Annotated in this window: 21 protein-coding genes, 5 tRNA genes, 1 other RNA gene and 1 pseudogene; 9 read left to right on the top strand and 19 right to left on the bottom strand. The window is 46.3% G+C overall.

The genetic code is table 11. The features are described from left to right. The first annotated feature begins 16 nt into the window (after positions 1-16). Entirely contained in the window at positions 17-2,203 is a 2,187-nt protein-coding gene (locus CWC46_RS08920) for a type I secretion system permease/ATPase (protein WP_021016937.1), read from the top strand. Beyond that, positions 2,190-3,551, top strand: a complete 1,362-nt coding sequence (locus tag CWC46_RS08915) for an HlyD family type I secretion periplasmic adaptor subunit (protein WP_021016938.1) — start codon at positions 2,190-2,192, stop codon at positions 3,549-3,551. Before CWC46_RS08920 ends, CWC46_RS08915 begins: the two co-directional genes overlap by 14 nt. Before the next feature lie 51 nt (positions 3,552-3,602). Here the strand turns inward: CWC46_RS08915 and CWC46_RS08910 are convergent, their stop codons facing one another. Both CWC46_RS08910 and pdeH read right to left on the bottom strand, forming a co-directional pair. Beyond that, entirely contained in the window at positions 3,603-5,120 is a 1,518-nt protein-coding gene (locus CWC46_RS08910; protein WP_021016939.1) for a sensor domain-containing protein, read from the bottom strand. Between the two features lie 773 nt (positions 5,121-5,893). Further along, positions 5,894-6,685: a cyclic-guanylate-specific phosphodiesterase gene (pdeH, locus tag CWC46_RS08905; protein ID WP_071790890.1), complete on the bottom strand. Its 792-nt coding sequence runs from the start codon at positions 6,683-6,685 to the stop codon at positions 5,894-5,896. 354 nt (positions 6,686-7,039) lie between these two features. Here pdeH and CWC46_RS08900 point away from each other — a divergent pair, with 354 nt between their 5' ends. Continuing rightward, entirely contained in the window at positions 7,040-7,300 is a 261-nt protein-coding gene (locus tag CWC46_RS08900; protein ID WP_021016941.1) for a YfhL family 4Fe-4S dicluster ferredoxin, read from the top strand. Between the two features lie 16 nt (positions 7,301-7,316). Here CWC46_RS08900 and acpS read toward each other — a convergent pair whose 3' ends face one another. The 11 genes from acpS to rpoE all read right to left on the bottom strand — a co-directional run bounded on the left by acpS (position 7,317) and on the right by rpoE (position 16,785). Then, entirely contained in the window at positions 7,317-7,697 is a 381-nt protein-coding gene (gene acpS, locus CWC46_RS08895; protein ID WP_021016942.1) for a holo-ACP synthase, read from the bottom strand. Beyond that, positions 7,697-8,428, bottom strand: coding sequence for a pyridoxine 5'-phosphate synthase (gene pdxJ / locus CWC46_RS08890; RefSeq protein WP_021016943.1), 732 nt, complete (start codon positions 8,426-8,428; stop codon positions 7,697-7,699). Before pdxJ ends, acpS begins: the two co-directional genes overlap by 1 nt. A 78-nt stretch (positions 8,429-8,506) precedes the next feature. After that, positions 8,507-9,247, bottom strand: a complete 741-nt coding sequence (gene recO, locus CWC46_RS08885; RefSeq protein WP_021016944.1) for a DNA repair protein RecO — start codon at positions 9,245-9,247, stop codon at positions 8,507-8,509. Positions 9,248-9,258: 11 nt separating this feature from the next. Continuing rightward, positions 9,259-10,164, bottom strand: coding sequence for a GTPase Era (era, locus tag CWC46_RS08880; protein ID WP_021016945.1), 906 nt, complete (start codon positions 10,162-10,164; stop codon positions 9,259-9,261). After that, the gene (gene rnc, locus CWC46_RS08875; RefSeq protein ID WP_021016946.1) at positions 10,161-10,841 is read right to left on the bottom strand and encodes a ribonuclease III; all 681 of its coding nucleotides are present in this window, start codon (positions 10,839-10,841) and stop codon (positions 10,161-10,163) included. The genes era and rnc overlap by 4 nt, the downstream gene beginning before the upstream one ends. Positions 10,842-11,022: 181 nt before the next feature. Further along, positions 11,023-11,991 carry a signal peptidase I gene (gene lepB, locus CWC46_RS08870; protein WP_021016947.1) on the bottom strand — a complete coding sequence of 323 codons (969 nt, stop codon included), beginning with the start codon at positions 11,989-11,991 and terminating at the stop codon, positions 11,023-11,025. Between the two features lie 16 nt (positions 11,992-12,007). Continuing rightward, positions 12,008-13,807 (bottom strand): translation elongation factor 4, encoded by a 1,800-nt coding sequence (lepA, locus tag CWC46_RS08865; protein ID WP_021016948.1) that lies wholly within the window; start codon positions 13,805-13,807, stop codon positions 12,008-12,010. Positions 13,808-14,076: 269 nt separating this feature from the next. Further along, entirely contained in the window at positions 14,077-14,544 is a 468-nt protein-coding gene (gene rseC / locus CWC46_RS08860; protein WP_021016949.1) for a SoxR-reducing system protein RseC, read from the bottom strand. 2 nt (positions 14,545-14,546) lie between these two features. Further along, entirely contained in the window at positions 14,547-15,500 is a 954-nt protein-coding gene (rseB, locus tag CWC46_RS08855) for a sigma-E factor regulatory protein RseB (RefSeq protein ID WP_021016950.1), read from the bottom strand. Then, positions 15,500-16,159: an anti-sigma-E factor RseA gene (gene rseA, locus CWC46_RS08850; RefSeq protein ID WP_021016951.1), complete on the bottom strand. Its 660-nt coding sequence runs from the start codon at positions 16,157-16,159 to the stop codon at positions 15,500-15,502. The genes rseB and rseA overlap by 1 nt, the downstream gene beginning before the upstream one ends. Positions 16,160-16,209: 50 nt before the next feature. Then, on the bottom strand, positions 16,210-16,785 hold the full coding sequence (gene rpoE / locus CWC46_RS08845) for an RNA polymerase sigma factor RpoE (protein ID WP_021016952.1): 576 nt from the start codon (positions 16,783-16,785) through the stop codon (positions 16,210-16,212). A gap of 372 nt (positions 16,786-17,157) precedes the next feature. Between rpoE and nadB the strand changes: the two genes are divergently transcribed. After that, complete coding sequence (nadB, locus tag CWC46_RS08840) at positions 17,158-18,759, top strand: L-aspartate oxidase (protein WP_021016953.1); 1,602 nt, start codon at positions 17,158-17,160, stop codon at positions 18,757-18,759. 48 nt (positions 18,760-18,807) lie between these two features. On the opposite strand, the gene trmN is transcribed toward nadB, so the two are convergent. Next, entirely contained in the window at positions 18,808-19,551 is a 744-nt protein-coding gene (gene trmN / locus CWC46_RS08835) for a tRNA(1)(Val) (adenine(37)-N(6))-methyltransferase TrmN (protein ID WP_021016954.1), read from the bottom strand. A gap of 132 nt (positions 19,552-19,683) precedes the next feature. On the opposite strand from trmN, the gene srmB reads away from it, so the two are divergent. Together srmB and CWC46_RS08825 are read left to right on the top strand one after the other, a co-directional pair. Continuing rightward, the gene (srmB, locus tag CWC46_RS08830; protein ID WP_021016955.1) at positions 19,684-21,009 is read left to right on the top strand and encodes an ATP-dependent RNA helicase SrmB; all 1,326 of its coding nucleotides are present in this window, start codon (positions 19,684-19,686) and stop codon (positions 21,007-21,009) included. 228 nt (positions 21,010-21,237) lie between these two features. Beyond that, a pseudogene (locus CWC46_RS08825) lies at positions 21,238-22,251 on the top strand (IS110 family RNA-guided transposase). Positions 22,252-22,561: 310 nt separating this feature from the next. On the opposite strand, the gene CWC46_RS08820 reads toward CWC46_RS08825, so the two are convergent. From CWC46_RS08820 to CWC46_RS08800, 5 genes are all read right to left on the bottom strand, one after another. After that, positions 22,562-22,996 carry a DoxX family protein gene (locus CWC46_RS08820; RefSeq protein ID WP_021016957.1) on the bottom strand — a complete coding sequence of 145 codons (435 nt, stop codon included), beginning with the start codon at positions 22,994-22,996 and terminating at the stop codon, positions 22,562-22,564. A gap of 226 nt (positions 22,997-23,222) precedes the next feature. Then, positions 23,223-23,349, bottom strand: a non-coding RNA gene (locus tag CWC46_RS08815) — RtT sRNA. A gap of 42 nt (positions 23,350-23,391) precedes the next feature. After that, positions 23,392-23,467, bottom strand: a tRNA-Lys gene (locus CWC46_RS08810). Between the two features lie 7 nt (positions 23,468-23,474). Next, positions 23,475-23,550 (bottom strand) — tRNA-Val (locus CWC46_RS08805). Between the two features lie 51 nt (positions 23,551-23,601). After that, positions 23,602-23,677: transfer RNA gene (locus tag CWC46_RS08800), tRNA-Val, on the bottom strand. A 266-nt stretch (positions 23,678-23,943) separates the two neighbouring features. On the opposite strand from CWC46_RS08800, the gene gltX reads away from it, so the two are divergent. The 3 genes from gltX (at position 23,944) to CWC46_RS08785 (ending at position 25,818) form a co-directional block, all read left to right on the top strand. After that, complete coding sequence (gltX, locus tag CWC46_RS08795; RefSeq protein ID WP_021016958.1) at positions 23,944-25,359, top strand: glutamate--tRNA ligase; 1,416 nt, start codon at positions 23,944-23,946, stop codon at positions 25,357-25,359. A gap of 267 nt (positions 25,360-25,626) precedes the next feature. Then, a tRNA-Ala gene (locus tag CWC46_RS08790) sits at positions 25,627-25,702 on the top strand. A gap of 40 nt (positions 25,703-25,742) precedes the next feature. Beyond that, a tRNA-Ala gene (locus CWC46_RS08785) sits at positions 25,743-25,818 on the top strand.

The following is a 25,818-nucleotide window of genomic DNA, read 5'->3' as shown; positions in this document are numbered from 1 at the left end:
GGAAAAGTTCGGTTATATGAATTCACATAGCGAACAACCAACCAGTAACGAGGAAAGCACCACTGTACCATTGCACAACGATCCACGCAGCCGTCATGATGATCCGCTGCTGGATAGTCTATTAATATTGTGTTCATTACAGGGCAAATCAGCCAGTCGTTCTACCCTGACGGCAGGCCTCCCTCTTGTTGAACAACGTATGTCCATCAAGCTACTCCCCAGAGCGGCGGCCCGTGCAGGGTTACAGGCGCGAATACTCAAACGTTCGCTGTCCAGTATTCCAGCGATGTCGCTCCCCGCAATGCTGCTACTGCGGGAAGGAAGAGCGGCAATACTGCTCAGTTGGAACGAGGATGGCAGCGCACAAATCATGCCCAGTGAAACAGAAGGTGGTGAGATTTCTATCGATCACAACACATTACAGCAGAATTACCTGGGACTGGTGATGTTTGCCCATCCGCGTCATCGATTTGAATTACAACAACACTCGCTAATTCCACGCACCAATGCCTGGTTTAAAGATACCCTGAAGCTTTCCAGATTCCTGTATCTGGATGCCGTTATCGCCAGTTTCTTAATCAATATTATTGCACTAGCCACCCCGCTGTTTGTCATGAACGTCTATGATCGGGTGGTGCCTAATCAGGCAACATCAACTTTATGGGTGCTGGCGATAGGAGTGACGGGTGCTTTCATATTTGATTTGATTTTACGTACCCTGCGCGGCTTATGTTTAGACATGGCGGGTAAAAAAACCGATCTGATTATTTCAGCCACCTTGTTTGAGCGTATTACCGGCATGGCCATGAAAGCCCGGCCAGCCAGAGTGGGAAATTTCGCGCAGAATATTCATGAATTTCAGTTTCTGCGGGACTTTCTTTCTTCTCTCACCTTAACCACCCTGATTGATTTTCCGTTCACTTTATTATTGCTGCTCGTGATTGGCATCATCGGTGGCCCACTGGTCTGGGTACCTTTACTGGCTTTCCCTGTTGCACTGTTGTTCAGTTGGGCGCTACAAAAACCGTTATCGGAAACGATTGAAAAAACAATGCAGCTCGCCAGCGAACGTCAAGCGACCTTAATAGAAACACTGGGGGGACTGGATGCCATTAAAGTCAATAATGCAGAGAGTGAACAGCAATACCACTGGGAACAAACCATTGGTACCCTTACCCGGCTGGAAATGCGGGCCAAAGCGCTCTCTTCATTGGCCGTAAACCTGACACAATGGTTCCAGCAATTTTCCGGCGTGGTGCTGATCGTTTTTGGTGTTTATCTCCTGATTAATGGAAAACTCAGCATGGGGGCGCTGATTGCCAGCTATATGCTGAATAGTCGGGCTCTCATGCCGTTGGGACAATTATCCGGGCTGGTAACCCGTTATCAGCAAGCCAAACTCACCATGGCGACGACCGAACAGATGATGCAATTACCGCAGGAGCGCAGCGATAAAGAGCGCCCACTCAAGCGTGAAAGCATTTCTGGCGGCATTGAATTTCGCAATGTAACGTTCCATTATCCTGAGCAAAAAAACCATTCCCTTCAGGAGATTAATCTCTCCATCACGCCGGGTGAAAAGGTCGGTATTATCGGGCGCAGCGGTTCTGGTAAAAGCTCCCTGGAAAAGCTGATCGTCAATCTTTACCAGCCCACATCCGGCAATTTACTAATTGATGGTGTTGATATCCGCCAGCTCGACGTAAGCGATTTGCGTCACAACATTGGCTATGTTCCGCAGGATGTCCAACTGCTCAGCGGTTCTCTGCGTGATAATCTACTCTCCGGTGCCCGATATGTTGAGGATGAAGCAATGCTGCGCGCCGCCGAAATTGCTGGCGTAAATGAATTTGCCCGCCTTCATCCCGACGGTTACAACCTGCAAGTGGGTGAAAGAGGGCTGCAGTTATCTGGTGGTCAACGTCAAGCCGTAGCCATCGCCCGATCCCTATTGTTGGATCCACCTATCCTGGTTCTGGATGAACCCACCAGCTCAATGGATAACAGCAGTGAAGATCGGCTCAAACATGCATTAATCCCCGTACTATCGAATAAAACGTTGTTACTGGTCACTCACCGCGTATCAATGCTGGGTTTGGTTGATCGACTGGTGATCATCGACAAAGGACGCATCATTGCCGACGGTCCAAAGGCTATTGTGATGGATGCACTAAAAAAAGGGCAAATCAATGCACCTCGTTAAAAACGCCAAACGCCTTTTAGCCTATTTTTTTGCGCATAATGAAGAAGAAGAGCAAATCATGCCGGAAGTTAGTCGGGCCATGATAGAAGACGCACCTCGGATTATCCGCTTATCACTATGGGCTATTCTGGCCTTCTTTATCTTTTTCTTTCTTTGGGCAGCGTTGGCCAATATTGATGAAGTCACTCGAGGAGAAGGTAAAGCGGTCCCTTCTTCCCGATTGCAGAAAATACAGAACCTGGAAGGTGGTATTGTTAGCAAGATGTTTATTCATGAGGGGCAAATCGTCAGCAAGGGAGAACCGCTGTTACAACTTGACGCGACCCGTTTTGCTTCCAACGTAGGTGAAACCGAAGCCGACAGACTGACTCTTGTGGCCCGAATTGCACGTTTAAATGCGGAAATTAATAATAAAGAGCTTAACCTGCCAAAGGATGTTATCCAAGATGCTCCTGAAGTTGCCAGAGGTGAACAAAATCTCTATAACAGCCGACGTAAACAGTTCCACAATGAGATATCCGGACTGAAAGAGCAACAGATTCAACGCCAGCAAGAACTGCGCGATTTTATCGCCAAGCAGGAACAGTTCCGCAACAGCCTCAAGCTACTGCAACAGGAAATCAAGATGTCGGAACCCCTGATTGCCGAAGGCGCGATTTCAAAAGTAGAAGTGTTACGCTTGCGCCGTTCAGAAGTAGAAACCCTCGGTCAACTTAACTCTGTAACGCTTTCCATTCCGCGGGCAGAAGCCGCATTCAAAGAAGTGAACAATAAAATCGAGGAAGCTCAAGGTCGCTATATAAGTGATGCGTTATCACAACTAAATGAAGCGCAGACTAATCTCAACAAGATTACAGCTACCGGTAAGGCACTTGAAGATCGGGTTAATCGCACACTGGTGGTTTCACCAGTGAAAGGTATTGTGCAGCAGATATTAGTTAATACGATTGGTGGTGTTATTCAACCAGGCAGCGATCTGGTCGAAATTGTTCCTTTGGATGACAAGCTGCTGATTGAAGCTCGAATCCGTCCTCGGGATATCGCTTTTTTGCACCCGGGCCAGAATGCAGTCATTAAATTTACGGCTTATGACTATACGATTTACGGCGGACTCAAAGGACATCTGGAGCAGATAAGCCCGGACACCGTGACGGATAAAGATGGAAACAGCTTTTATATCATTCGGTTGCGAACTGATAAAAATTATCTGGGCACAGCAAAAAAACCCTTGTTAATTATTCCAGGCATGGTTGCTACAGTAGATATAATGACAGGGAAGAAAACAATACTCAGCTACCTTTTAAAACCTATTTTGCGAGCCAGAGCAGAGGCATTACGAGAAAGATAACAGTTGAAATAATCAATAGCGTTACAACATGAAAGATAAAAACACCCTTATTTATTGATGGGTGTTTAAATCGTGATAAATCTGCGTTTGGCTGCGGCCCAATGCTTTGGCTTGATACATGGCCGCATCGGCATTAATTGCCAGTGTTAATGAATCGGTACCGTGTTCCGGATAAAGCGCAATGCCGATGCTGCAGGATATATCGAGCTTTTCCCCCCCAATCTCAAAAGTTTCATTCAGCGCGTTGTGAATTTTATCAGCAACATAAAGTGTATTGGCGATTTCCTTAATTCCTTCCAGTAAAATAATGAATTCGTCACCACTGCGACGATATACCGTATCTGTATCCCGGACAGCCGCACGCATACGGGAAGCGGCTTCTTTTAAGAGTAAATCACCGACAGCATGGCCGAAGGTATCATTGATTTGTTTAAATTTATCCAGATCAAGAAACATCAAAGCTATCTTTCTGCCTGTTTGCTTGGACAATTGAATAGCCTGTTCCATCTGCTCGGCAAATGTCAGGCCATTTGCCAAAGATGTCAGGGAATCATAATGAGCCAATTGACGGTAATGCTCTTCGCTACGGCGCAGCATATCAATTGCCCGATATCGCTCGATCGCTACCGACACCAATTGAGCTGATTTTTCGATAGAAGTAATTTCATCTTCGGTCGGAGAATATACTTTACGGTGATAAATACTAAGGACACCTAATATTTCCTTGTTTTGCCCAAAAATAGGCTCTGACCAACATGAACGCAAACCCGCATACAATGCCAGACCTTTATAAAGAGACCAATGTGGATGTGTAGAGATATCATCTGCAATTACTCGATTACCAGCATAAGCTGCCGTACCAAATGATGCAGCACCATCCGCTATCTTCACATTATGAATAGCATTTTTATAAAAACCCGGTAGGCTAGGTGCAGAACCTAGTGTCAAACATTTCTTTTCCTTATCAACCAGTAAAATAGAGCAAACAATTCGGCCTGGATTTTTCTCTTCAATACTAAATACAATGGCATCGAGAATGTCTTTCAGCGGTGCACCACTGGATAATAGTTCCAACGCGCGATTATAAGAATTGTCATGATGCTCTTGTGTTTTCCTTTCCGTAATATCCATTTTCACACTAACATACTGAATAGAGTTGCTAGCCTTATTATATATCTTAACTATGCTGGCTTTTTCCCAATATAACTGCCCATTCTTTTTACGGTTAATAAATTCGCCATTCCATATATTCCCCCGACTCATAGTAGCCCAGAGATCTTCATAAACACTGGCGTTCGTCATGCCGGAACTCAGCATTCTCGGATTATTGCCAAGCACTTCCTCGGCGTCATATCCTGACATGGTAATAAACTGTCGATTCACATAGATAATTTCACAATTCTCATCTGCAATCATAATTGATGCAGGACTATATTCCGTAGCGAAAAAAACCATATTGAGAAAGTCTTGTTTTTTTTGCTCTATACTGACTTTCTGCTGATATTTCCTGTTCCTAGCGGAAGAAACCCCTAAAAGAACGACTAACAGAGTTATTATAATTTCATACACAATAATACTCTCCTCAGGCCCATGTGGTCCTGATCGTACAAATCACATCACTGAAAACGAAAAATCTCGGTAATAACATCCCCTTGCTTGAGTTTTCAGGGCTGGTGCATTTCCGGAGAGTAGATTGAATGAAAGAAAAACCTATCCGGTCTGCAGGATAGTTCAGAAACATAGAAACACCAGCATAACGCCTCCATATATCGTTGTGTGAGAATAAGATAATAAAATCAATAGGGTTAGCTTATTTACTATATGAGTAGTTAGTTTGGTTATAAGTCTGTCTACTATTTTAAACAATGCTTTACGTACTTTGTCTGTGTTGTATTTTGACCACCAAATTTTCGTAAGCAAATCAATTATACCAATAAGCAGTACCGTTTTAATCAAAAAAATCTATCACTAAGTGATTTTTGATCGTTGTAATCAAATGATTTTCTTTTTTGTCTTTTATAATCAGTCAATTATAAACAACTAATTACAGTTAATCGCTTAATATTGAAATATTTTGCTGATAAGATGTCAAAATATATCTTAATTTGCAAATATCATTATTTTTGGTATAAAATACTGAAAAAATAAAACAAACAATATTTAAATCTAAAAAAATCGATATTACGCTAATTTATCGTACTTACTAGATTATCATCTGATTGTTATCCGAATGAAGTTTTGTACTTTTGACCTTGTAGCATAAGCACAAACAGGCATAAAAGCATACCAGATGCAAAATAGAGAGAGAAATTACAGGGATACAGGAAGTTTGAGAAGGATGTCTACAGCTCCAATTGCAGGCTATCGAAATGATCAAACGATTGAGGGCGGGCAAGATAATACCCCTGAGCTGCAGTCGCATTGGATTGTTTTACTACTGTCCATTCATCTTTAGTCTCTACACCTTCGATCACGACATAATTGCAGTAACGACTTATCAAGGTGACAAGCAGAGGAAAAAGCTGTCTGCCCTCTTCCGTTTGTAACAGTATGACAAACAGTTCACGGGCTATCTTGATGCAATCGTATTTCGTCAGCACCAGAGATGAAAAATTGGCAACACCACAACCAAAATCATCAAGCCATAATCTTCTAGCTTCTGGCAAATTGACCAATGTATCTTTAGAAAGGCCTTCCAGACTTTCAACTAATTCAAGACGTAACCATGGCATTGATGTAATCAGTTTTTTTGCCTTTCGACTTTTCTGCAAAGCCAATAATGTCAGGCCATCAATATTAACAGAAGCCAACAGATCATCCTGTATAAACCGCTGATTCCATTGATTTAACAGTTGTAACTGTTCAATGACAACCTGCAACCGTTTTTCAACATCAAGAGTCTTAAAATAAGCTTCGGGAGAAATAACCTGTTGTGGCGTAGACGGATAAAAAACGGCGGTAAGTAATTCAATCCCCATCAACCTTCCAGAAGTTCGGTAAATAGGTTGAAAAGTATACTGTCTTTCACAGCAACGCCAACAATCAGTATCGACCAAATTTTCCTCCCCCACATTAGAGAAAGATAAGCCTACCTGCTCAACATGACTTTTTTGCCGCACTATGTACTCCGCCATTAGACATACGTTTTTAACTATAAAAAGAGACTATATAAATATATAAGGTTATCGACCCTATTCTGAAAAACTTGATTCAGGATACAACCATAATGTGATTTACATTACATTGATAACATGACGGACACATTGCATGTAAAACAATTAGTTAACCATATCAAAAGGCTATACACAAGCATGTGTTATACATCGAATCATAGTAACAATTCAGAATAATGCCTATATTAGTTGCGCAAATAATGACTACTTTCCTCCGTTGACCGACCACTACTCATTCCGTAAACAAAGTTCAACGTGTGCAGTCCGGTTCAGGCAGAGTATAATCTGCGCCCAGATCGAAGAAAGGGAAAAAATATGGCTTTACTGATTACCAAGAAATGTATCAATTGTGATATGTGTGAACCAGAGTGCCCTAATCAAGCTATTTCGATGGGGGTAGATATTTATGAAATCGCAGCTGAACGCTGTACGGAATGCATAGGCCACTATGAAACACCGACCTGTCAAACAGTATGCCCCATCGATAATACCATCCTTAAAGATCCGGCTAATCAGGAAAGTAACGAGCAACTATGGGAAAAATTTGTACAGTTACATCACGCAGATAAAATATAGAATGGCAATCCGTCAGTCAGTCTTCAATAATTACGGTAGCGCATGCATAGTGGCGCTCATCCGCCAATGAAACGTGAACCTGCTTAATCCCCATTTGTATCGCCAGGCCTGCGGCCCGATCACGAAAGCGCAACCCAGGTTTCCCTAATGAATCATTAAAAACCTCAAACTGGGCGAATGCCAACCCATTACGAATTCCTGTACCGAATGCTTTCGCCGCTGCTTCTTTTACAGCAAAGCGTTTAGCCAGAAATCTGGCTGGATGATGATGTGTCTGATAATTACTCAACTCTTCCGCGCTAAGAATACGCAGGGCAAGGCGGTCACCTGAACGGGCAATTACCGCCTCTATGCGCGAAATTTCAACAATATCCGTCCCCAACCCCAGAATAGCCATTAACGACGGGCTTCCCGCATCAGGGTCTTCATTTCCATCACAGCAGCGGACAAACCATTCATCACTGCACGACCAATAATTGAATGACCAATATTCAGCTCATGTATTTCGGGCAGTGCGGCGATGGGCTGCACATTATGGTAAGTCAGACCATGGCCAGCATTCACTTTTAATCCTTTACTGGCAGCGTAAGTAGCCGCTTCGCGGATCCTTGCAAATTCACGCTGACGTATTGTGTCCTCTTCGGCATCCGCATAGGCACCAGTGTGAATTTCAATGTAAGGTGCACCACAGGCAACGGCTGCATCGATCTGCATATGATCAGCATCGATAAACAAAGAAACCAAGATACCAGCGGAGCTCAGTCTGGCTACCGCATCAACCATTTTTTCCTGCTGCCCAGCTACATCTAAACCACCTTCCGTCGTCACTTCCTGACGTTTTTCCGGCACCAGGCAACAAAAATGAGGTTTCAGCTCACAAGCAATAGTCAGCATTTCTTCTGTAACAGCCATTTCAAGATTCATCCGGGTCTGGATAGTCTGCCGCAAAATATGAACATCACGATCCAATATATGACGACGATCCTCCCGCAGGTGAACAGTAATACCATCAGCACCAGCCTGCTCTGCCATAAAAGCGGCTTGAACCGGATCGGGGTAAGATGTTCCCCGGGCATTACGTAACGTGGCAATATGATCGATATTTACGCCCAACAACAACTCAGCCATGATTTATCCTTAAAAAATAGTACATAACAGAAAGCAGAGTTTACACCTATGTTGCACACCAAGAATACCTGTTCACTTTTACTCGTCTTCACCGCCATGTACAGGAGGTGTAGAAGGCTTGGGAATAAACTGGCGGAACAGCTCCCGACTTTTTAGCGGCTTAGCACCTAAATAGGGTTTTAGCGCCATACGAGTAAAACGCTTTGCCGCACGCAACGTCGCTATATCAGGAAATTCCCTTGCAGCCAGTGCCTGTAATTCCCTGCCGGTAAAGCTAGCGTTATCGATGATCAGGCTGGCAATAAACCCTTTTTCCTCGCGATAACGATAGGTCATTGATTCTGCCACAAACTCGCCACTTCCTGCACAATGCAGGAAATCGACACCATATCCCAGACTTTCTAATAGCGCTAATTCAAAACGACGAAGTGCAGGTTCGGGAGACCCTGCTAATGAGGCCAATTGTTGCAGGCAGTGAAGGTAATCGAAGAAAAGCGATGAATAATTAGTTTCATGCTCTAAAACACGGGATAGTAATTCATTAACATATAACCCGCTGTACAACATGCTGCCAGTCAAGGGTAATCCCAGCGAAACGGGTTCGGCGCTTTGCAGCGTTTTCACTTCCCCCTTCCCACTCCAACGGGCCAATAAAGGAGTGAAAGGCTGAAGACAGCCTTTCAGATTTGAACGTCGAGCGCGAGCGCCTTTGGCCAACACCCGGACTCGACCATCATTTTCAGCAAACAGATCCAGCAACAAACTGGTTTCACTGTAAGGTCGCCCATGCAAGACAAATGCGCGCTGCCAGCCCTCCATAGGCAAGGCCCTTATAGGTCGTCAGTATAGCCCAAGCTGCGCAGCGCACGTTCATCATCCGCCCAGCCCGACTTCACTTTGACCCACAGTTCCAGATGAACTTTAGCTTCAAACATCTGTTCCATGTCCTGTCGAGCCTCAATACCAATCGTTTTTATCTTGGTACCTTTGCTGCCAATCACCATCTTCTTCTGACCTTCACGCTCTACCAGAATCAGGCCATTGATGTCATAGCCGCCTCGCTCATTCGTCACAAAACGCTCAATTTCTACCGTGACTGAATAAGGCAACTCCTCGCCGAGAAAACGCATCAGTTTTTCACGAATAATCTCTGATGCCATAAAACGTTGAGAGCGGTCAGTAATATAGTCCTCAGGGAAATGGTGTTCAGCAACTGGCAGGTGTTTACGAACAACGCTGGCAATATTTTGAACATTAGTCCCTTTTTCCGCAGAAATCGGTACTACATCAAGGAAATCCATTTTCTGGCTCAGCATTTGAATATGAGGTAACAGTTTGGTTTTATCCGTCACGTTATCCACTTTATTAATGGCAAGCACTACCGGGTTTTTTTGATCACGCAGCTTATTAATGACCATTTCATCATCGTCTGTCCAGTGAGTACCTTCCACTACGAAAATGATCAACTCAACATCACCGATTGAACTGCTGGCAGCACGATTCATTAAACGGTTGATGGCCCGCTTCTCTTCAATATGAAGCCCAGGAGTATCGACATAAATCGCCTGATAAGGGCCTTCGGTGTGAATGCCCATGATACGGTGGCGGGTAGTCTGTGGCTTACGCGAGGTAATGGATACCTTCTGACCCAATAATTGATTCAGCAAGGTTGATTTACCTACATTGGGTCGTCCAACAATAGCGACAAAGCCGCAGTATGTCTGTTCTTCACTCATTCAATCTCCAGCTTTTTCAACGCTTGCTCTGCCGCAGCCTGTTCAGCTTTTCGGCGGCTTGAACCGGTGCCAACCACCGGCTCGCTAAACCCACTCACCTGACAATGAATGGTGAATTCCTGATCATGTGCTTCACCACGTACCTGCACGACCAGATAGGTCGGTAGCGGCAAATGCCGTCCCTGCAAAAACTCTTGTAGCCGGGTCTTGGGATCTTTCTGTTTATCACCTGGACTGATTTCATCCAAACGGGTCTGATACCATTGAAGAATCAATTGTTCTACCATCTGAATACTGCTGTCCAGGAATATACCACCGATCAGTGCCTCAACCGTATCGGCAAGAATGGATTCACGCCGGAAACCACCGCTTTTTAATTCTCCAGGGCCTAAACGCAGGCATTCGCCCAATTCAAATTCCCGGGCAATCTCCGCCAGTGTATTACCACGTACCAATGTTGCCCGCATCCGACTCATATCCCCTTCATCTATACGAGGGAAACGATGATAAAGCGCATTGGCAATAACAAAACTCAGGATAGAATCCCCAAGGAATTCCAGCCGTTCATTATGTTTGCTACTGGCGCTACGGTGAGTCAACGCCTGCAATAACAAGTCATATTGTTGGAAAGTATAGCCTAGTTTTTTTTGTAAACGATTTATGAGGATGGGGTTCATGTGTTACCAATAGCTCAATAATACTTTTAAAACAACAGCATACGGAACAATCCTGCTTTACTGAGAATATATAATCAAAACTGTTTCGTTTGCATTGGCCCCCGACCGGGAGCCTGCGTTTATTTATTCGGAATATTCTACAACGGAACACACAAATATGCTGTGTGTTTATCTCGTTGAATTAATGAATACCGCCAATACGGCTTAAACGAACACCTGTTGGCCATTCGCCTTCTTGTTTTTCAAAACTCATCCAGATAGCCGTTGCTTTGCCAACCAGATTTTTCTCAGGCACAAATCCCCAATAACGGCTATCAGCACTGTCATCACGGTTATCGCCCATCATGAAATAATGTCCGGCAGGAACAACCCAGGTTCCTAAAGGCTGATGTGGCTGCTGATAATAAAGGCCGAGTTGATCCTGAGCACCTGGCAGCGTCAGGATATGGTGCGTTACCTTACCCAACGTTTCTTCACGGGTATTCATACGAATACCGTCACTACTTTCACCGACGGGAATCTGATAGAAACCGCTACTTACTTCGTGACCGGTACTGTTGAATGTCTGAACGAAATTGCTCGGCTGAACATCGCTGTATGTAATTGCCAACGCCTTGTCACAATGTTGCTGTCCAGAGCAGGCTGGCTGTACTGTTACCTGCTTGGCAATCGGATCGTAACTGACCCGGTCACCCGGTAAACCAATCACGCGTTTGATATAATCCAGTCGAGGATCTCTGGGATATTTAAAAACCGCAATATCACCACGCTTAGGATGACCCGTTTCAATTAATGTCGTCTGCGTAATGGGATCTTTAATTCCGTAAGCGAATTTTTCGACCAGAATGAAATCGCCGATTAACAGCGTCGGCATCATCGAACCTGACGGGATCTGAAACGGTTCTAAAATAAATGAACGAACAATAAACACCAATGCCAGTACAGGAAAGACCGACACGCAAGTTTCAATCCAACCTGGCTGTTTCAAGTTGTTTGATAACGTTTTCTGATCGATTGTACCATCGGACGAATGGCTCAATGCCGCCACTTTTGCACGCCGCGCCGGCGCCCATCTAAAGCGTTCAAAACACCAGATAACACCGGTAACCAGTGTCGCCAATGCCAAAATCAAGGCAAACATATTGGCCATGCCAACTCCTCAGAATTTATTTACTTTCTTTACCAACATGTAAAATGGCTAAAAACGCTTCCTGCGGCAGTTCAACGTTACCGACCTGCTTCATGCGTTTTTTACCTTCTTTCTGCTTCTGTAGCAGTTTTTTCTTACGACTTACGTCACCACCATAGCATTTGGCCAGCACGTTTTTACGCAACTGTTTAACCGTAGAACGCGCAATAATGTGGTTACCGATTGCAGCCTGAATAGCAATATCAAATTGCTGGCGGGGAATGAGTTCTTTCATTTTTTCCACCAGTTCGCGACCCCGATACTGAGAATTATCACGATGGGTAATCAACGCCAGCGCATCCACACGTTCATTGTTAATCAGCACATCCACCCGCACCATATCAGAGGCCTGGAAACGCTTGAAGCTATAATCCAGAGAGGCATATCCACGCGAGGTTGATTTCAGACGGTCAAAGAAATCCAGCACCACTTCTGCCATAGGGATGTCATAAGTTAAAGCTACCTGAGTGCCGTGGTACACCATGTTGGTTTGTACACCACGTTTCTCGATACACAATGTGATCACATTGCCCAGATATTCCTGTGGCAGCAGCATGTGACACTCGGCGATAGGTTCGCGTAATTCCTGGATATTGTTCACCGGCGGTAACTTGGAAGGGCTATCAACGTGGATAACCTCATTGCCAGTGGTTTCGACTTCATAAACAACGGTCGGAGCCGTAGTAATTAACTCCAGATCGTATTCACGCTCCAGACGTTCCTGAATGATTTCCATATGCAGAAGGCCGAGGAAACCGCATCGGAAACCAAAGCCCAGTGCAGTGGAACTTTCCGGCTCATAGAACAATGACGCATCATTCAGACTGAGTTTGCCCAGTGCATCACGGAAAGCCTCATAATCATCGGAACTGATTGGGAAAAGTCCGGCATAAACCTGTGGTTTTACTTTTTTAAAACCCGGCAGTGCCTTTTCTGCCGGTTTACGGGCCAGAGTCAGGGTATCTCCGACCGGTGCGCCGAGAATATCTTTGATAGCACAAACCAGCCAGCCAACTTCACCGCAGTTCAATACTTCCCGGTCAACCCGCTTCGGTGTGAAGATCCCTAGCCGTTCAGCGTTATAAACCTGACCGGTGCTCATCACTTTGACCTTGTCACCTTTACGCAACATACCGTTCTTGATGCGTATAAGTGAAACTACCCCCAGGTAGTTATCAAACCAGGAGTCGATAATCAGCGCTTGCAGCGCTGCTTCCGGATCACCTTCTGGCGGGGGAATATCCCGCACCAGACGTTCCAGCACTTCAGGTACGCCCACACCGGTTTTGGCAGAACAACGAATCGCATCGGTAGCATCAATGCCCACGATATCTTCAATTTCTTCACTAACACGATCAGGATCGGCGGCAGGCAAATCGATTTTATTCAAGACCGGAACCACTTCCAGATCCATTTCCATTGCCGTGTAACAATTGGCCAGAGTCTGTGCCTCTACCCCTTGTCCGGCATCTACCACCAACAAGGCGCCCTCACAGGCTGCCAATGAGCGGGAAACTTCATAAGAAAAATCAACGTGTCCAGGCGTATCGATGAAATTAAGCTGATAAATTTGACCATCGGATGCTTTGTAATCCAACGTCACACTCTGGGCTTTGATGGTAATACCACGTTCACGTTCCAGATCCATAGAATCCAGTACTTGTGCCGCCATTTCTCGTTCGGACAAGCCACCGCAAATTTGAATAATGCGGTCAGATAGCGTCGACTTACCGTGGTCGATGTGAGCAATAATGGAGAAATTTCGTATATGCTTCATTATAAAAGTTTTTCTACCTTGGTATTCCTGAAATTCTTGCCGATGGCACGTGCATTAGGTGACAACCATAGCCGTTGTCCTATACCTGAACCGCAGCATTCTACATGTCGGATGGTAGAAAACCTAGTCATGGACTGAGTATTACCCACGATTATGACTGCTTTATCGAAGATACCCGAGTTATAAGATGAAAGAAGCTGTAAAAAACTGAGCGGCTGTTGAAATTAATACCGAAGATGCATGGCATACAAGCATTCCATCTCTTGTATTCAAAGGGTGGGAAAAGATTCAACCCGCAATAAAGATTCCGGCAAGGAGACTTGCAGGATCACCGGCTGATAATCGCTGTTTTCACCTATTTTGTCAGCCCAGAGCCGTACTGCCCAAAAACTCATCATCACACCGGCCAATGCTCCGGTGATAGACAGTATGTCATTACCATACAATGCTTGCATCACACCCGCACCGACCATTAATCCCAGCAAGGGAAACAGATACATCAATACGGCGGAACGAAGCAAACTACTCTCTGCAACACCAATTTCCACGCGTTGTCCCGACTGAAGCGGCTGTCGATAAGGGATGAGTAATTGGTGCTCTGGACTCTCCAGTGCCTTCAACGCCCCCGATTCACACCCCGTGCGCGACTGACAGCTACCGCAGCCAGAACGCGGTTCGCAACGCACAAGCGCCATACCACTTTGCCATGAAACCACAGTCGCCCATTCTTTAATCATTACTACTGTGCCTTAAAAATAATGTTATCTGCGATACGTTTAGCCGTAGCCAACGGTAGCTCACCAATGACGGTAATTTCATGGTTATCACGGATTTCTGTATGCACTGTCCGACGGCCAACGAATGCATTTCGCTCAGAGCGAGCTGTTTCACTAGCCGGACTGATATTCACAGAAAAACTGAACAAACCATCACTGTAAAACCGCGACTCCACAGGAACATTAACACCTGACAACAGATGTTGATTACGAGAAATCTCTTCTACTCCCATCGGTAACCATTCAGCCACCCAGTTAAAATTTGCCGACGTTTTAGTCGATAGACTGAGTAATGGTGGCTGCTTAAGATTTTTCAATGGTGCCATGAGTTTTTGAATATTGTCACCCACGACAATGGAAATGGCCCGAAACTGCTCCAGCATCTCACCATTCTGGTCAAGCAAATCGACACGCAGAGGTAATTTGGTCTCAGAATCCAGGCAGACTACATAGCTAAAACGCGTACCATCACGGGATACAATACGAATAACGTCCCCTTGACGGTCAGCAAGCCGTATACGCCCAGTGGGAATGAAATCATAGTATCCGGACAAATGCTGGAAATCAGCGAACATCAAGGCGGGTAGAGAATCCACAATATGTTCACCCGACAACGTGAAAGGTTCCATATCAGCTTCGTGATAGATAATACTATTGCCACGTTGCAGAATCTCCCGACGAGGGCCGTCGAGGTGGATCAATTGTGCCAGTGTATCCTTGTCCTGAATAATATGGCGATAACGCAGGGAATCAATTCCCAAGTGGGAAACATTGATGAAATACATTTCATAATTTAATGACTGACTGGCACTGCTCATCTGCTGCAATATCGCTCTGGAGTCATTCTGCGCCAGAGCGATAGAAGAATAAGACAGACTGCCAAAAAAAATGCATGCGACAAACCAAAAGCGCTTCATTACTGCGGTTGCATTCCTAATGATTGAGTCCCAGGTACTTGCACGGCGGCCTGCTGAACGTCAGGTTGCTGAAGCTGAAGCTGATCGGAATAGACCCGACGCTGCAATTCGTAATCCTGCAACAGCGCATTAATACGCTCATGCTGCGCCTGCATCTGGCGCTGTCCGCCATGTGCGACACCGTTTTCAGCCGGGACACTTAGACTTACCGGTGATGCGGCACCTAACATGGGCAGTGTCGTACTCAGCACCGGTGTTCCTCCAGCGCTTTCTGGCGTCACATTACCTTGCTGATAGTGTTGCACACCAGCAATCACTGCCAGTGAAACACAGGCGGCAACACCAATTTGAGTCAGTTGACTGGCAAACGGACGAATCTTGTGCCAGAACGGCAATCGATGCCAGGTTTGTGGATGTGGTTGAACATCAGCTACGGTGTGAGAAATGAGACGTAGCGGCTCTTTTTTCAGCACAGCGGCTACCCGTTCGGCAATGTCAATATTCACTACGTTATCACAGACATCACCACGTAATGTATCGCGGATCAAATGATAACTCTGCCAACTTTGCTGTAACTTGTCATCCTTCGACAAAGCACTCAGCAGTTCATTATCAACTACTTCGCCATCCATTAGAGCGGAAAGTTTCTCTTTCTGCATACTGACACCCTTACCTTGTCAAACCCGCCATTGTTAGCGTCAAGAACAAGCTAACGCTGAATAAGTGGTTGTACTTTATTATCAATCGCTTCCCGAGCGCGGAAAATCCTCGACCGAACAGTACCGACCGGGCAATCCATTATGGACGCTATCTCTTCATAGCTTAGTCCATCCAGTTCACGCAGAGTAATTGCCAAACGTAAATCCTCAGGCAGTGACTCTATGGTACGGAAAACAATTCTTCGCAACTCATCTGACAACATTAAATTCTCAGGGTTCGATATTTCTTTCAATGCACTGGCATTTTCATAATTTTCAGCATCGTTGGCGTCCACATCGCTAGAGGGAGGTCGCCGACCCTGCGCTACCAGGTAATTTTTTGCCGTATTCACCGCGATACGGTACAACCAAGTGTAAAAAGCACTATCGCCACGAAAAGACTCCAGCGCACGATAGGCCTTGATAAAGGATTCCTGCACTACGTCCGGCACGTCTCCCGGAGGAACATAACGGGATACCAGACTCGCCACTTTATGCTGGTAACGAATAACCAGTAAATTGAACGAATTCTGATCTCCTTTCTGGACCCGCTCAACCAGAACCTGATCCGCTAACTGCTCGCTCATCCGAGGTAATATCTCCCCAAACCCGTCTCCACGCCTATGTTAAGTACTGCCAGCTATTCACTGAAATCAGAGCAAGCTCACGCTTGGAGTGTAATTGAATAATAAAGTTCCGCGCTATGACGTTTATTTTAATGACTACTTCATTGAATTTTCTGGGATACACAATAGTTCACACTATCTTTTCTCATTTGCACCCCATTTCAGAGCGAATCATACGCCAAAACCACAGTTCTGGCACCATAAGTCACGCTGCGATAGAGGGTTAGCATCACATTCAGAGTATGTTTAACAAAATGAACAAAAAGGCTGCATAAATAACCTATCTAGTGCTAGGATTCGTTTTACTGTTTTATAAACTAAACAACACTCATCATGAATTCAACTACTGAACACGACTGCGATGTCCTCATCATCGGCAGCGGAGCAGCGGGACTCTCGCTAGCACTTCGCCTCGCCCCGCATTCCAGAGTGATGGTTCTCAGCAAAGGGCCATTGAACGAAGGCGCCACCTTTTATGCCCAGGGCGGGATCGCCGCTGTTTTTGATGAAACAGACAGTATCGACTCCCACATTGAAGATACATTGATTGCTGGTGATGGTCTGTGTGAACGCGAGGCAGTATCCTTTATTGCCAACAACGCCAAACACTGTGTTCAATGGCTGATTGACCAGGGTGTATTGTTTGATACTGAAAACTCCCCTCATGGCGAAGCTCGTTACCATTTAACCCGGGAAGGGGGTCACAGTCATCGACGCATTCTGCACGCTGCCGATGCCACGGGCAAAGAAGTCGAAACGACATTGGTTGGTAAAGCTCTCGCACATCCCAATATCACGCTGATGGAGCGCTGTAATGCGGTTGACCTGATCACGTCCAGCAAGCTGGGGCTAGCAGGCCATAAACGGGTGGTAGGCGCTTACATTTGGAACCGGGAAAAGGAAGTCGTCGAGTCCTGCCAGGCTAAAACAGTCGTACTGGCCAGTGGTGGTGCCGCCAAGGTGTATCAGTACACTACCAATCCAGATGTTTCTTCCGGTGACGGTATCGCCATGGCATGGCGTGCAGGATGCAGGGTCGCCAATCTTGAATTCAACCAGTTTCATCCCACCTGCCTATTTCATCCGCAAGCCAGGAATTTTTTGCTTACAGAAGCCCTACGTGGTGAAGGTGCTTACCTGAAACGCCCTGATGGCAGCCGCTTTATGCCCGACTTTGATTCACGTGCCGAGCTAGCCCCCCGAGATATTGTCGCCCGTGCCATCGATCACGAAATGAAGCGTCTGGGGGCTGACTGTATGTACCTGGATATCAGCCATAAACCTGCGGAATTCATTACTCATCATTTTCCGACCATTTATGAAAAATTACTGTCACTGGGTATCGATCTGACCAAAGAACCAGTCCCGATAGTTCCCGCCGCACACTATACCTGTGGTGGCGTAGTGGTGGATCAGCAAGGCAGAACCGATTTGAACGGACTTTATGCCATTGGTGAAGTCAGCTACACCGGATTGCATGGCGCCAACCGGATGGCCTCCAACTCACTGCTGGAGTGTCTGGTTTATGGCTGGTCAGCGGCTGAAGACATTCTTAAGCGTCTGCCAAGCAAGCAGCTGGTCGATCATCTGCCATCGTGGGATGAAAGCCAGGTGGACAACTCTGATGAGCAGGTCATTATCCAGCATAACTGGCATGAGCTGCGGCTTTTCATGTGGGACTACGTCGGTATTGTTCGTACCACCAAGCGACTGGAACGGGCATTACACCGCATCAATCTGTTACAGCATGAAATTAATGAATACTATGCACATTTCCGTATTTCCAACAACCTGCTGGAATTGCGTAACCTGGTTCAGGTTGCCGAGTTGATCGTCCGTTGTGCGCTGGAAAGAAAAGAAAGCCGCGGATTGCATTATACGCTCGATTACCCCGAGCGCTCAGACACACCACAGCCTACGATTTTGCATCCATAATCCCCTTGGAGAGAGAAAGGCGGGGCCTTGAGCCTCGCTGTTCTCAACCTACATAAACAAATAAAAATCCTGGGTCAGCGTTCGGAAAGCGACGGAATAACATTGGTGGTCATCGCGGATGACCAGTGATGTTTCTATCACGGCACCCGGCTGGTGAGACAGCGCCAGCAACACTCGATGAGCAGCCCGAGATGCATATTCCGCCACATCCGTGCGCTGTCTGAGATGCCAGCCGCCATCACGGGCATTATTCAGAAATTCCTCTACAACCTGGTGGGGCAATACGACACAAAACAATCCGTCATCAGCCAAGAGTCGATGAGCACAGTTCAATAAGTCTGAATGTGTCAACGTTGTGGTATAACGCGCCTGCGCACGCTGTTCCGTTCGACAGGACACCCCTGGGGAAAAATACGGCGGATTACTGACAATCAGCGAGTATGGCGCAGTGGTAGCTGGTATAAACCGAGTAATATCAGCATGATAAATATTAATCGTGTCAGACCACGGTGATGTAGATACATTGTCCATTGCCTGCTGACTGGCCACTGCATCCAGTTCAACTGCATCAACAGGGACGGCTCCCCCACTACGCTGAGCCAGCATTAAGGCAATCACACCAGAACCACAGCCAATATCCAATATTCTGCCCACAGATCGCAACGGTGCCCACGCGCCCAGGACTATGCCATCGGTTCCGACTTTCATCGCGCAACGATCGTGCGCAACAAAAAATTGCTTAAAGGTAAAACCACCGGACCGCAATCCTGATTTACTGTCTTGATGCTTCATTATTCGTCATTCCGTACCAAACCGGGGTAGCATAAGAGAATCTCAAGTCGAGGAAAAGTAGTCATCGCAGCTTAAACAGATGAACAACCAGGCCAATGCGTCTATAATCACCGCCCCGAACAGAGGTAGACAATGACTGCAACCAATTTTTCCGAGTTTGATCTTGACGAAAGCCTGCTTGATGCCTTGCGTGACATAGGCTTTCAGCGCCCGACAGCAATTCAGGCTGCCGCTATTCCCCCAGCGATGGAAGGGCGAGATGTACTGGGCTCCGCACCAACAGGTACAGGGAAGACCGCTGCCTATCTGTTGCCGGTTCTACAGCATCTACTCGATTTTCCACGGAAAAAATCAGGACCGCCTCGGGTTCTAATTCTGACGCCAACCCGTGAGCTGGCGATGCAGGTTGCTGACCAGGCTCGCCTGCTGGCTGCGCACACGCATCTGGATATAGCCACTATCACTGGTGGCGTCGCCTATATGAACCACGCCGAAGTGTTTAGTGAAAATCAGGATCTCGTGGTTGCGACCACCGGGCGATTGTTGCAATACATTAAAGAAGAAAATTTTGACTGCCGGGCAGTCGAAACGCTGATCCTGGATGAAGCTGATCGCATGCTGGAACTGGGCTTTGCACAGGATATCGAGCACATCGCCGGTGAAACACGCTGGCGCAAGCAAACACTGCTGTTCTCGGCCACACTGGAAGGCGACGCCATTCAGGATTTTGCCGAACGCCTGCTGAATGATCCGATAGAAATAGAGTCCGATCCTTCACGCCGGGAACGTAAAAAGATTCTGCAATGGTACTACCGTGCCGATGATCTTGAACACAAAACCGCCCTGTTACGCCACTTATTGAAACAACCGGATGTCACTCGTTCTATTGTGTTTGTGCGCAAACGTGAACGTGTCCATGAGCTGGTTGGATGGTTGCATGCAGCCGGCATTCAGTCCTGTTATCTGGAAGGCGAGATGGTCCAGGCCAAAAGAAACGAGGCTATCAAGCGCTTAAGCGAGGGGCGGGTAAATGTACTGGTTGCAACTGACATTGCTGCTCGAGGCATCGATATTAACGATATCAGCCATGTATTTAACTTCGATTTACCACGCACCGCAGATACCTATCTACACCGTATTGGCCGAACTGGCCGTGCAGGTCGCAAAGGATGTGCAATATCGCTGGTTGAAGCCCACGATCACCTGCTGCTGGGGAAAATTAGTCGTTATCTGAATGAACCGTTAAAGCCTCGCGTGGTGGATGAACTACGTCCCAGCACACGGGCACCAAACGACAACGTGACCGGAAAGCCATCCAAGAAAGTGTTGACCAAACGCAAAGAACAGAAAGAGAAAGATAAACAGAAAGTAAAGGTGAAAATTCGTCACCGCGATAGTAAAAATGTTGGTAAACGTCGTCAGCCCGCTGACAAGATGGAAAAACCGACTGAAAGTTGATCATTATAGCCATAAAAATAAAAGGGAGCCGATGCTCCCTTCAGACCGTTGATCAATCTATGTGCCGAATCAGAACGGTGATAATGAGTGATAGAAGTAAAGTATCCGCGCCAGAGGGATAGCGCGGCTTAAGCTTACAAGGATGATGGGATGGACACCTCTTGTGAAGTAGGCGTCATTTACGCCATATTGAATTTGCACGTTCAATAACAACAAAAGGTGTCCAAAATGAAAGTTACACTAATAGGAATTGATCTCGCAAAAAATATCTTCCAAGTATGTGGAGTAAATCAAGCAGGCAAGAGTGTTTTTAACCGTTCGATTAAACGTGCTCAGCTCCTGACTTTTCTGCGTACTTACCCTGATGCCACTATTGCGATGGAAGCTTGTAGTGGCTCTAACTATTGTGGCAGAGAGTTACTTTCTCTCGGGCATGACGTCAAACTGATCCCGCCTCAGCATGTTAAGCCATTTGTCAAAGGCAATAAGAACGATCGCAATGATGCCTTCGCTATCTGTGAGGCGGCGCAGAGACCGAACATGATTTTCGTCCAGCCGAGAACCTTACCGCAGGTTGATATCATCATTACTCACAGAATTCGCGAGCGCCGGATCAGAATACGCACCGCACTAACCAATCAAATCAGAGGATTACTAAGTGAATATGGAATAGCCCTCCCTAAAGGACGTAATCCATTGAATCTTTTGCTGCCGGAATTACTTGAGGATGCCAGTAATCAACTCACTACGATTGCACGCCAATACATTCGTGAGCTGATGGAAGAGTTGCGTGCGATCAACGTTGCAATAGGTTCGCTGGAAAAAGACATCAAACTGCAGGCAAGAACGCACCCGGATGCCAAGCGACTGATGGGTATAAGAGGCGTTGCAGAAATCATTGCCACTGCCGCGGTGTCATTTGCCGGAGATGGTTCTGGCTATCATGGTGCTCGGCATTTTTCTGCAAATTTAGGACTGGTTCCTAAAGAGTTTTCCAGTGGGGGGAAACAGAAATTGGGCGGCATAACCAAACGAGGTAACAGCTATCTGCGGCGGCAACTGATCCAGGGAGCTTGGTCGATTATTCGCTATGCAAGTAAGAGTAATGACAGGATCTCCGTATGGGCCTTAAAGGTGATTGAGCGGTGAGGTAAACAGAAAGCGGCAGTTGCAATTGCAAACAAATTGGCACGGATCATCTGGGCTATGCTGTTTCATCGCAGCGAATATCGGCCTTGTTAATATGTAAAAATCGAGTATTAAACTCACCTCAAAACACGACTACAGATAATGAAGTAACAGGTAATACCGGCCTTTGCAGATGCTGAGAGAGTACAAGGAGCATATGACTCCGAAAGGACGATAAGCAGCAAAGGCGCGGTTCTCATTAAGGCCAGAGAACAAAGATTCTCACAAACAGGTCGGATATACGTACGCAGTATTACTTTCTGTTACTCAAAAGTCCATATAGGTACTTGCTACGTTTTATAATCCGCTTACGCATTTGTCAGTAATTAGAAACCGTCCTAAACGAGCGTTTCCCTCATCCAGCCTATCGATAATCTTCGTTTGACGTGATTGAGTAACGCCCACTACCCATCAGCATAATGACCAGGCTGGCCAGGAAGTAAAGTGCTTCAACTTCCAATCCCCAAGCACCAACCTGAGTTATGGTGAAAAATCTTCCCATCCCCACCAACAACGTGGCCACTAACAAATTTATAGCGGAAATAGCACCCGCAACACGGGTAAACAAACCAAGAATAATGAGTACCGGAACAACAACTTCTCCGATATAAACACCATAAGCAATAAAGCCGGGTAGACCATTCTCCTGCAACATTCCCACAATCCAACTCACACCGTGTTCAATCTTGGCAACCCCGTGGAAAAGCAGCAGTATGCCAATAGTTAAACGCAGCAATAATTTCCCCGCATCAGGATGATCGGTTAACTGAGAGAACCACTTGTTGGCTTGAGAAATCATTTTTATATCCTTTATGAGGGAAATGGGTTTGTATAAACAACACTAGTGTCGTCATTTCCTGTTCAGATAAAAAACCAATATATTTGATATAGCTAGTCAAAAAAACTGTGTCATAGAGAATAATAGTTGAAAAATAGCCGCTGAGAAAAAACACAAAGAATGACAGGAAACAGAACATTAAGAATGGTGGCAGCGAATTGATAACAAAAGGGATCACATATGGAATTGGTGGGTCGTGCAGGATAATTCGGCCTCTGGCCTCACCCTACGGGCCAACGCTAGCGCGTTGTTGTCTCGCATCCGCTCGGCTCGAACCTGAGCGCAGCTTCTCACCCGCACGACACGTGCACTATGGAATAACAGTGAATTTATAACGAAAGAGGCCACAATGGAATTGGTGGGTCGTGCAGGATTCGAACCTGCGACCAATTGATTAAAAGTCAACTGCTCTACCAACTGAGCTAACGACCCGCAGAAATGGTGGGTGATGACGGGATCGAACCGCCGACCCCCTCCTTGTAAGGGAGGTGCTCTCCCAGCTGAGCTAATCACCCACTTCTCAATATTTTTAATCTCTTACACAGGGGGAACACTTTATAAAAGTGTGGTGGGTGATGACGGGATCGAACCGCCGACCCCCTCCTTGTAAGGGAGGTGCTCTCCCAGCTGAGCTAATCACCCTCGCTGTGTGGAGTCGCATTATAGGGATAGTTCAAAGTGAGTCAACGCTTTTTAAAACGAAAATAGCTGTTCGTTGTAAAATTAAACAAGATGTCGTATTTCTGGACATTGCCGTAGAATTCTCGCCTATTTTGTCAAATATAGGCGTCACCCAGGTGTGTTATAGCGTTGAGGAATTAAGGTAGAGTGGTAGAATATTGCTCACTTTTAATTATGAACTTGTGTCGATTCACTAACAGCCATCGCGTAATAAGGCCGTAATTCCAATGAAAATAAAAACCCGTTTCGCGCCCAGTCCTACTGGTTATCTTCATGTCGGCGGTGCTCGTACCGCTCTTTATTCCTGGCTTTTTGCCCGTCATCATAATGGCGAATTTGTATTACGTATTGAAGATACCGATCTGGAGCGTTCTACCCAGGAAGCAATTAATGCCATTATGGATGGCATGAACTGGCTGAACCTGGACTGGGATGAAGGGCCGTACTATCAGACTCGACGCTTTGACCGCTACAATGCTGTCATCGATCAGATGCTGGAAAATGGAACCGCATATAAATGCTATTGCTCTAAAGACCGTCTTGAAGCATTACGCGAACAGCAAATGGCGAATGGTGAAAAGCCACGCTATGACGGTTGTTGTCGTGACTCTCACCAACATCATGATGAGCATGAGCCACACGTTGTTCGTTTCCGCAATCCGCAAGAGGGCTCGGTTATTTTTAATGACCGCATTCGCGGGCCAATTGAGTTTAGTAATCAGGAACTGGACGATCTGATCATTCGTCGAACCGATGGATCGCCAACCTATAACTTCTGTGTGGTGATTGATGACTGGGATATGGAAATCACCCATGTTATCCGTGGTGAAGACCATATCAATAATACGCCTCGACAGATTAATATTCTGAAAGCGTTAGGTGCACCGGTACCGGAATATGCTCATGTTTCCATGATTCTTGGTGACGACGGCAAAAAGTTATCCAAACGTCATGGTGCGGTTGGGGTAATGCAATACCGTGATGATGGCTATTTGCCGGAAGCTCTGCTGAACTATCTGGTTCGCCTGGGTTGGTCTTCTGGCGATCAGGAAATTTTTTCCATTGAGGAAATGAAGCAACTGTTCTCGCTAGATGCGGTAAGCAAATCCGCCAGTGCATTTAATACTGAGAAATTGCAGTGGCTGAATCATCATTATATTAATCATCTACCGCCAGAGTATGTCGCAACACATTTGTCCTGGCATATCGAACAAGCTGGGATTGATACTCGTAGCGGTCCACAACTCAGCCAACTGGTGGTTTTGTTGGGCGAACGTTGCAAAACACTAAAAGAAATGGCAGCTTCATGCCGTTACTTCTATGAGGAATTCGACGAATTTGATGCCGACGCGGCCAAGAAACATCTGCGCCCAGTTGCACGTCAACCATTAGAGCGGGTACGCGCCAAACTGGCGGCGATCAGCGAATGGACACCAGAGCACATTCATCATGCCATCCAGGGAACGGCAGATGAATTGCAGCAGGGGATGGGAAAGGTGGGCATGCCACTGCGTGTGGCCGTAACGGGCGCAGGCCAGTCTCCCGGCGTAGACGTGACGGTTCATGCTGTGGGACAACAGCGCACTCTGGCGAGAATCGACCGCGCATTGGACTTTATCACCGCACGCGAAGCGCAGTCATAAAGACGCATTAAACAACTCGGTTGGCTGCGTCATCATGCTTGATCAGAAGCCGAATATAGAGTTGTGCCTGGCACGAGGAATGGTGTCTTTCAAAAACACTATCCTCGTGTTTCCTTTATGTGAGTTCAAACCAAAGGATGAAATTGCCTGCAAACAAAACGTTGACGCCTTTTTCAGCGGTCAGTTGCAGAAATGGATTTAGCCGTTGACACTATACATGCGGTTGCATATCATGCGGCCCGTTCACACGGATATTGTGTCAGGAATGGGGCTATAGCTCAGCTGGGAGAGCGCTTGCATGGCATGCAAGAGGTCAGCGGTTCGATCCCGCTTAGCTCCACCAAATCACGGTCTAGATTTCCTGAAGTACCATCCACATATGTGGGGCTATAGCTCAGCTGGGAGAGCGCTTGCATGGCATGCAAGAGGTCAGCGGTTCGATCCCGCTTAGCTCCACCA

This window comes from Prodigiosinella confusarubida (assembly GCF_002847015.1).
In the GTDB taxonomy this organism is placed as follows: Bacteria; Pseudomonadota; Gammaproteobacteria; order Enterobacterales; family Enterobacteriaceae; genus Prodigiosinella; species Prodigiosinella aquatilis.
This window is presented reverse-complemented; position numbering and strand designations above follow the sequence as displayed.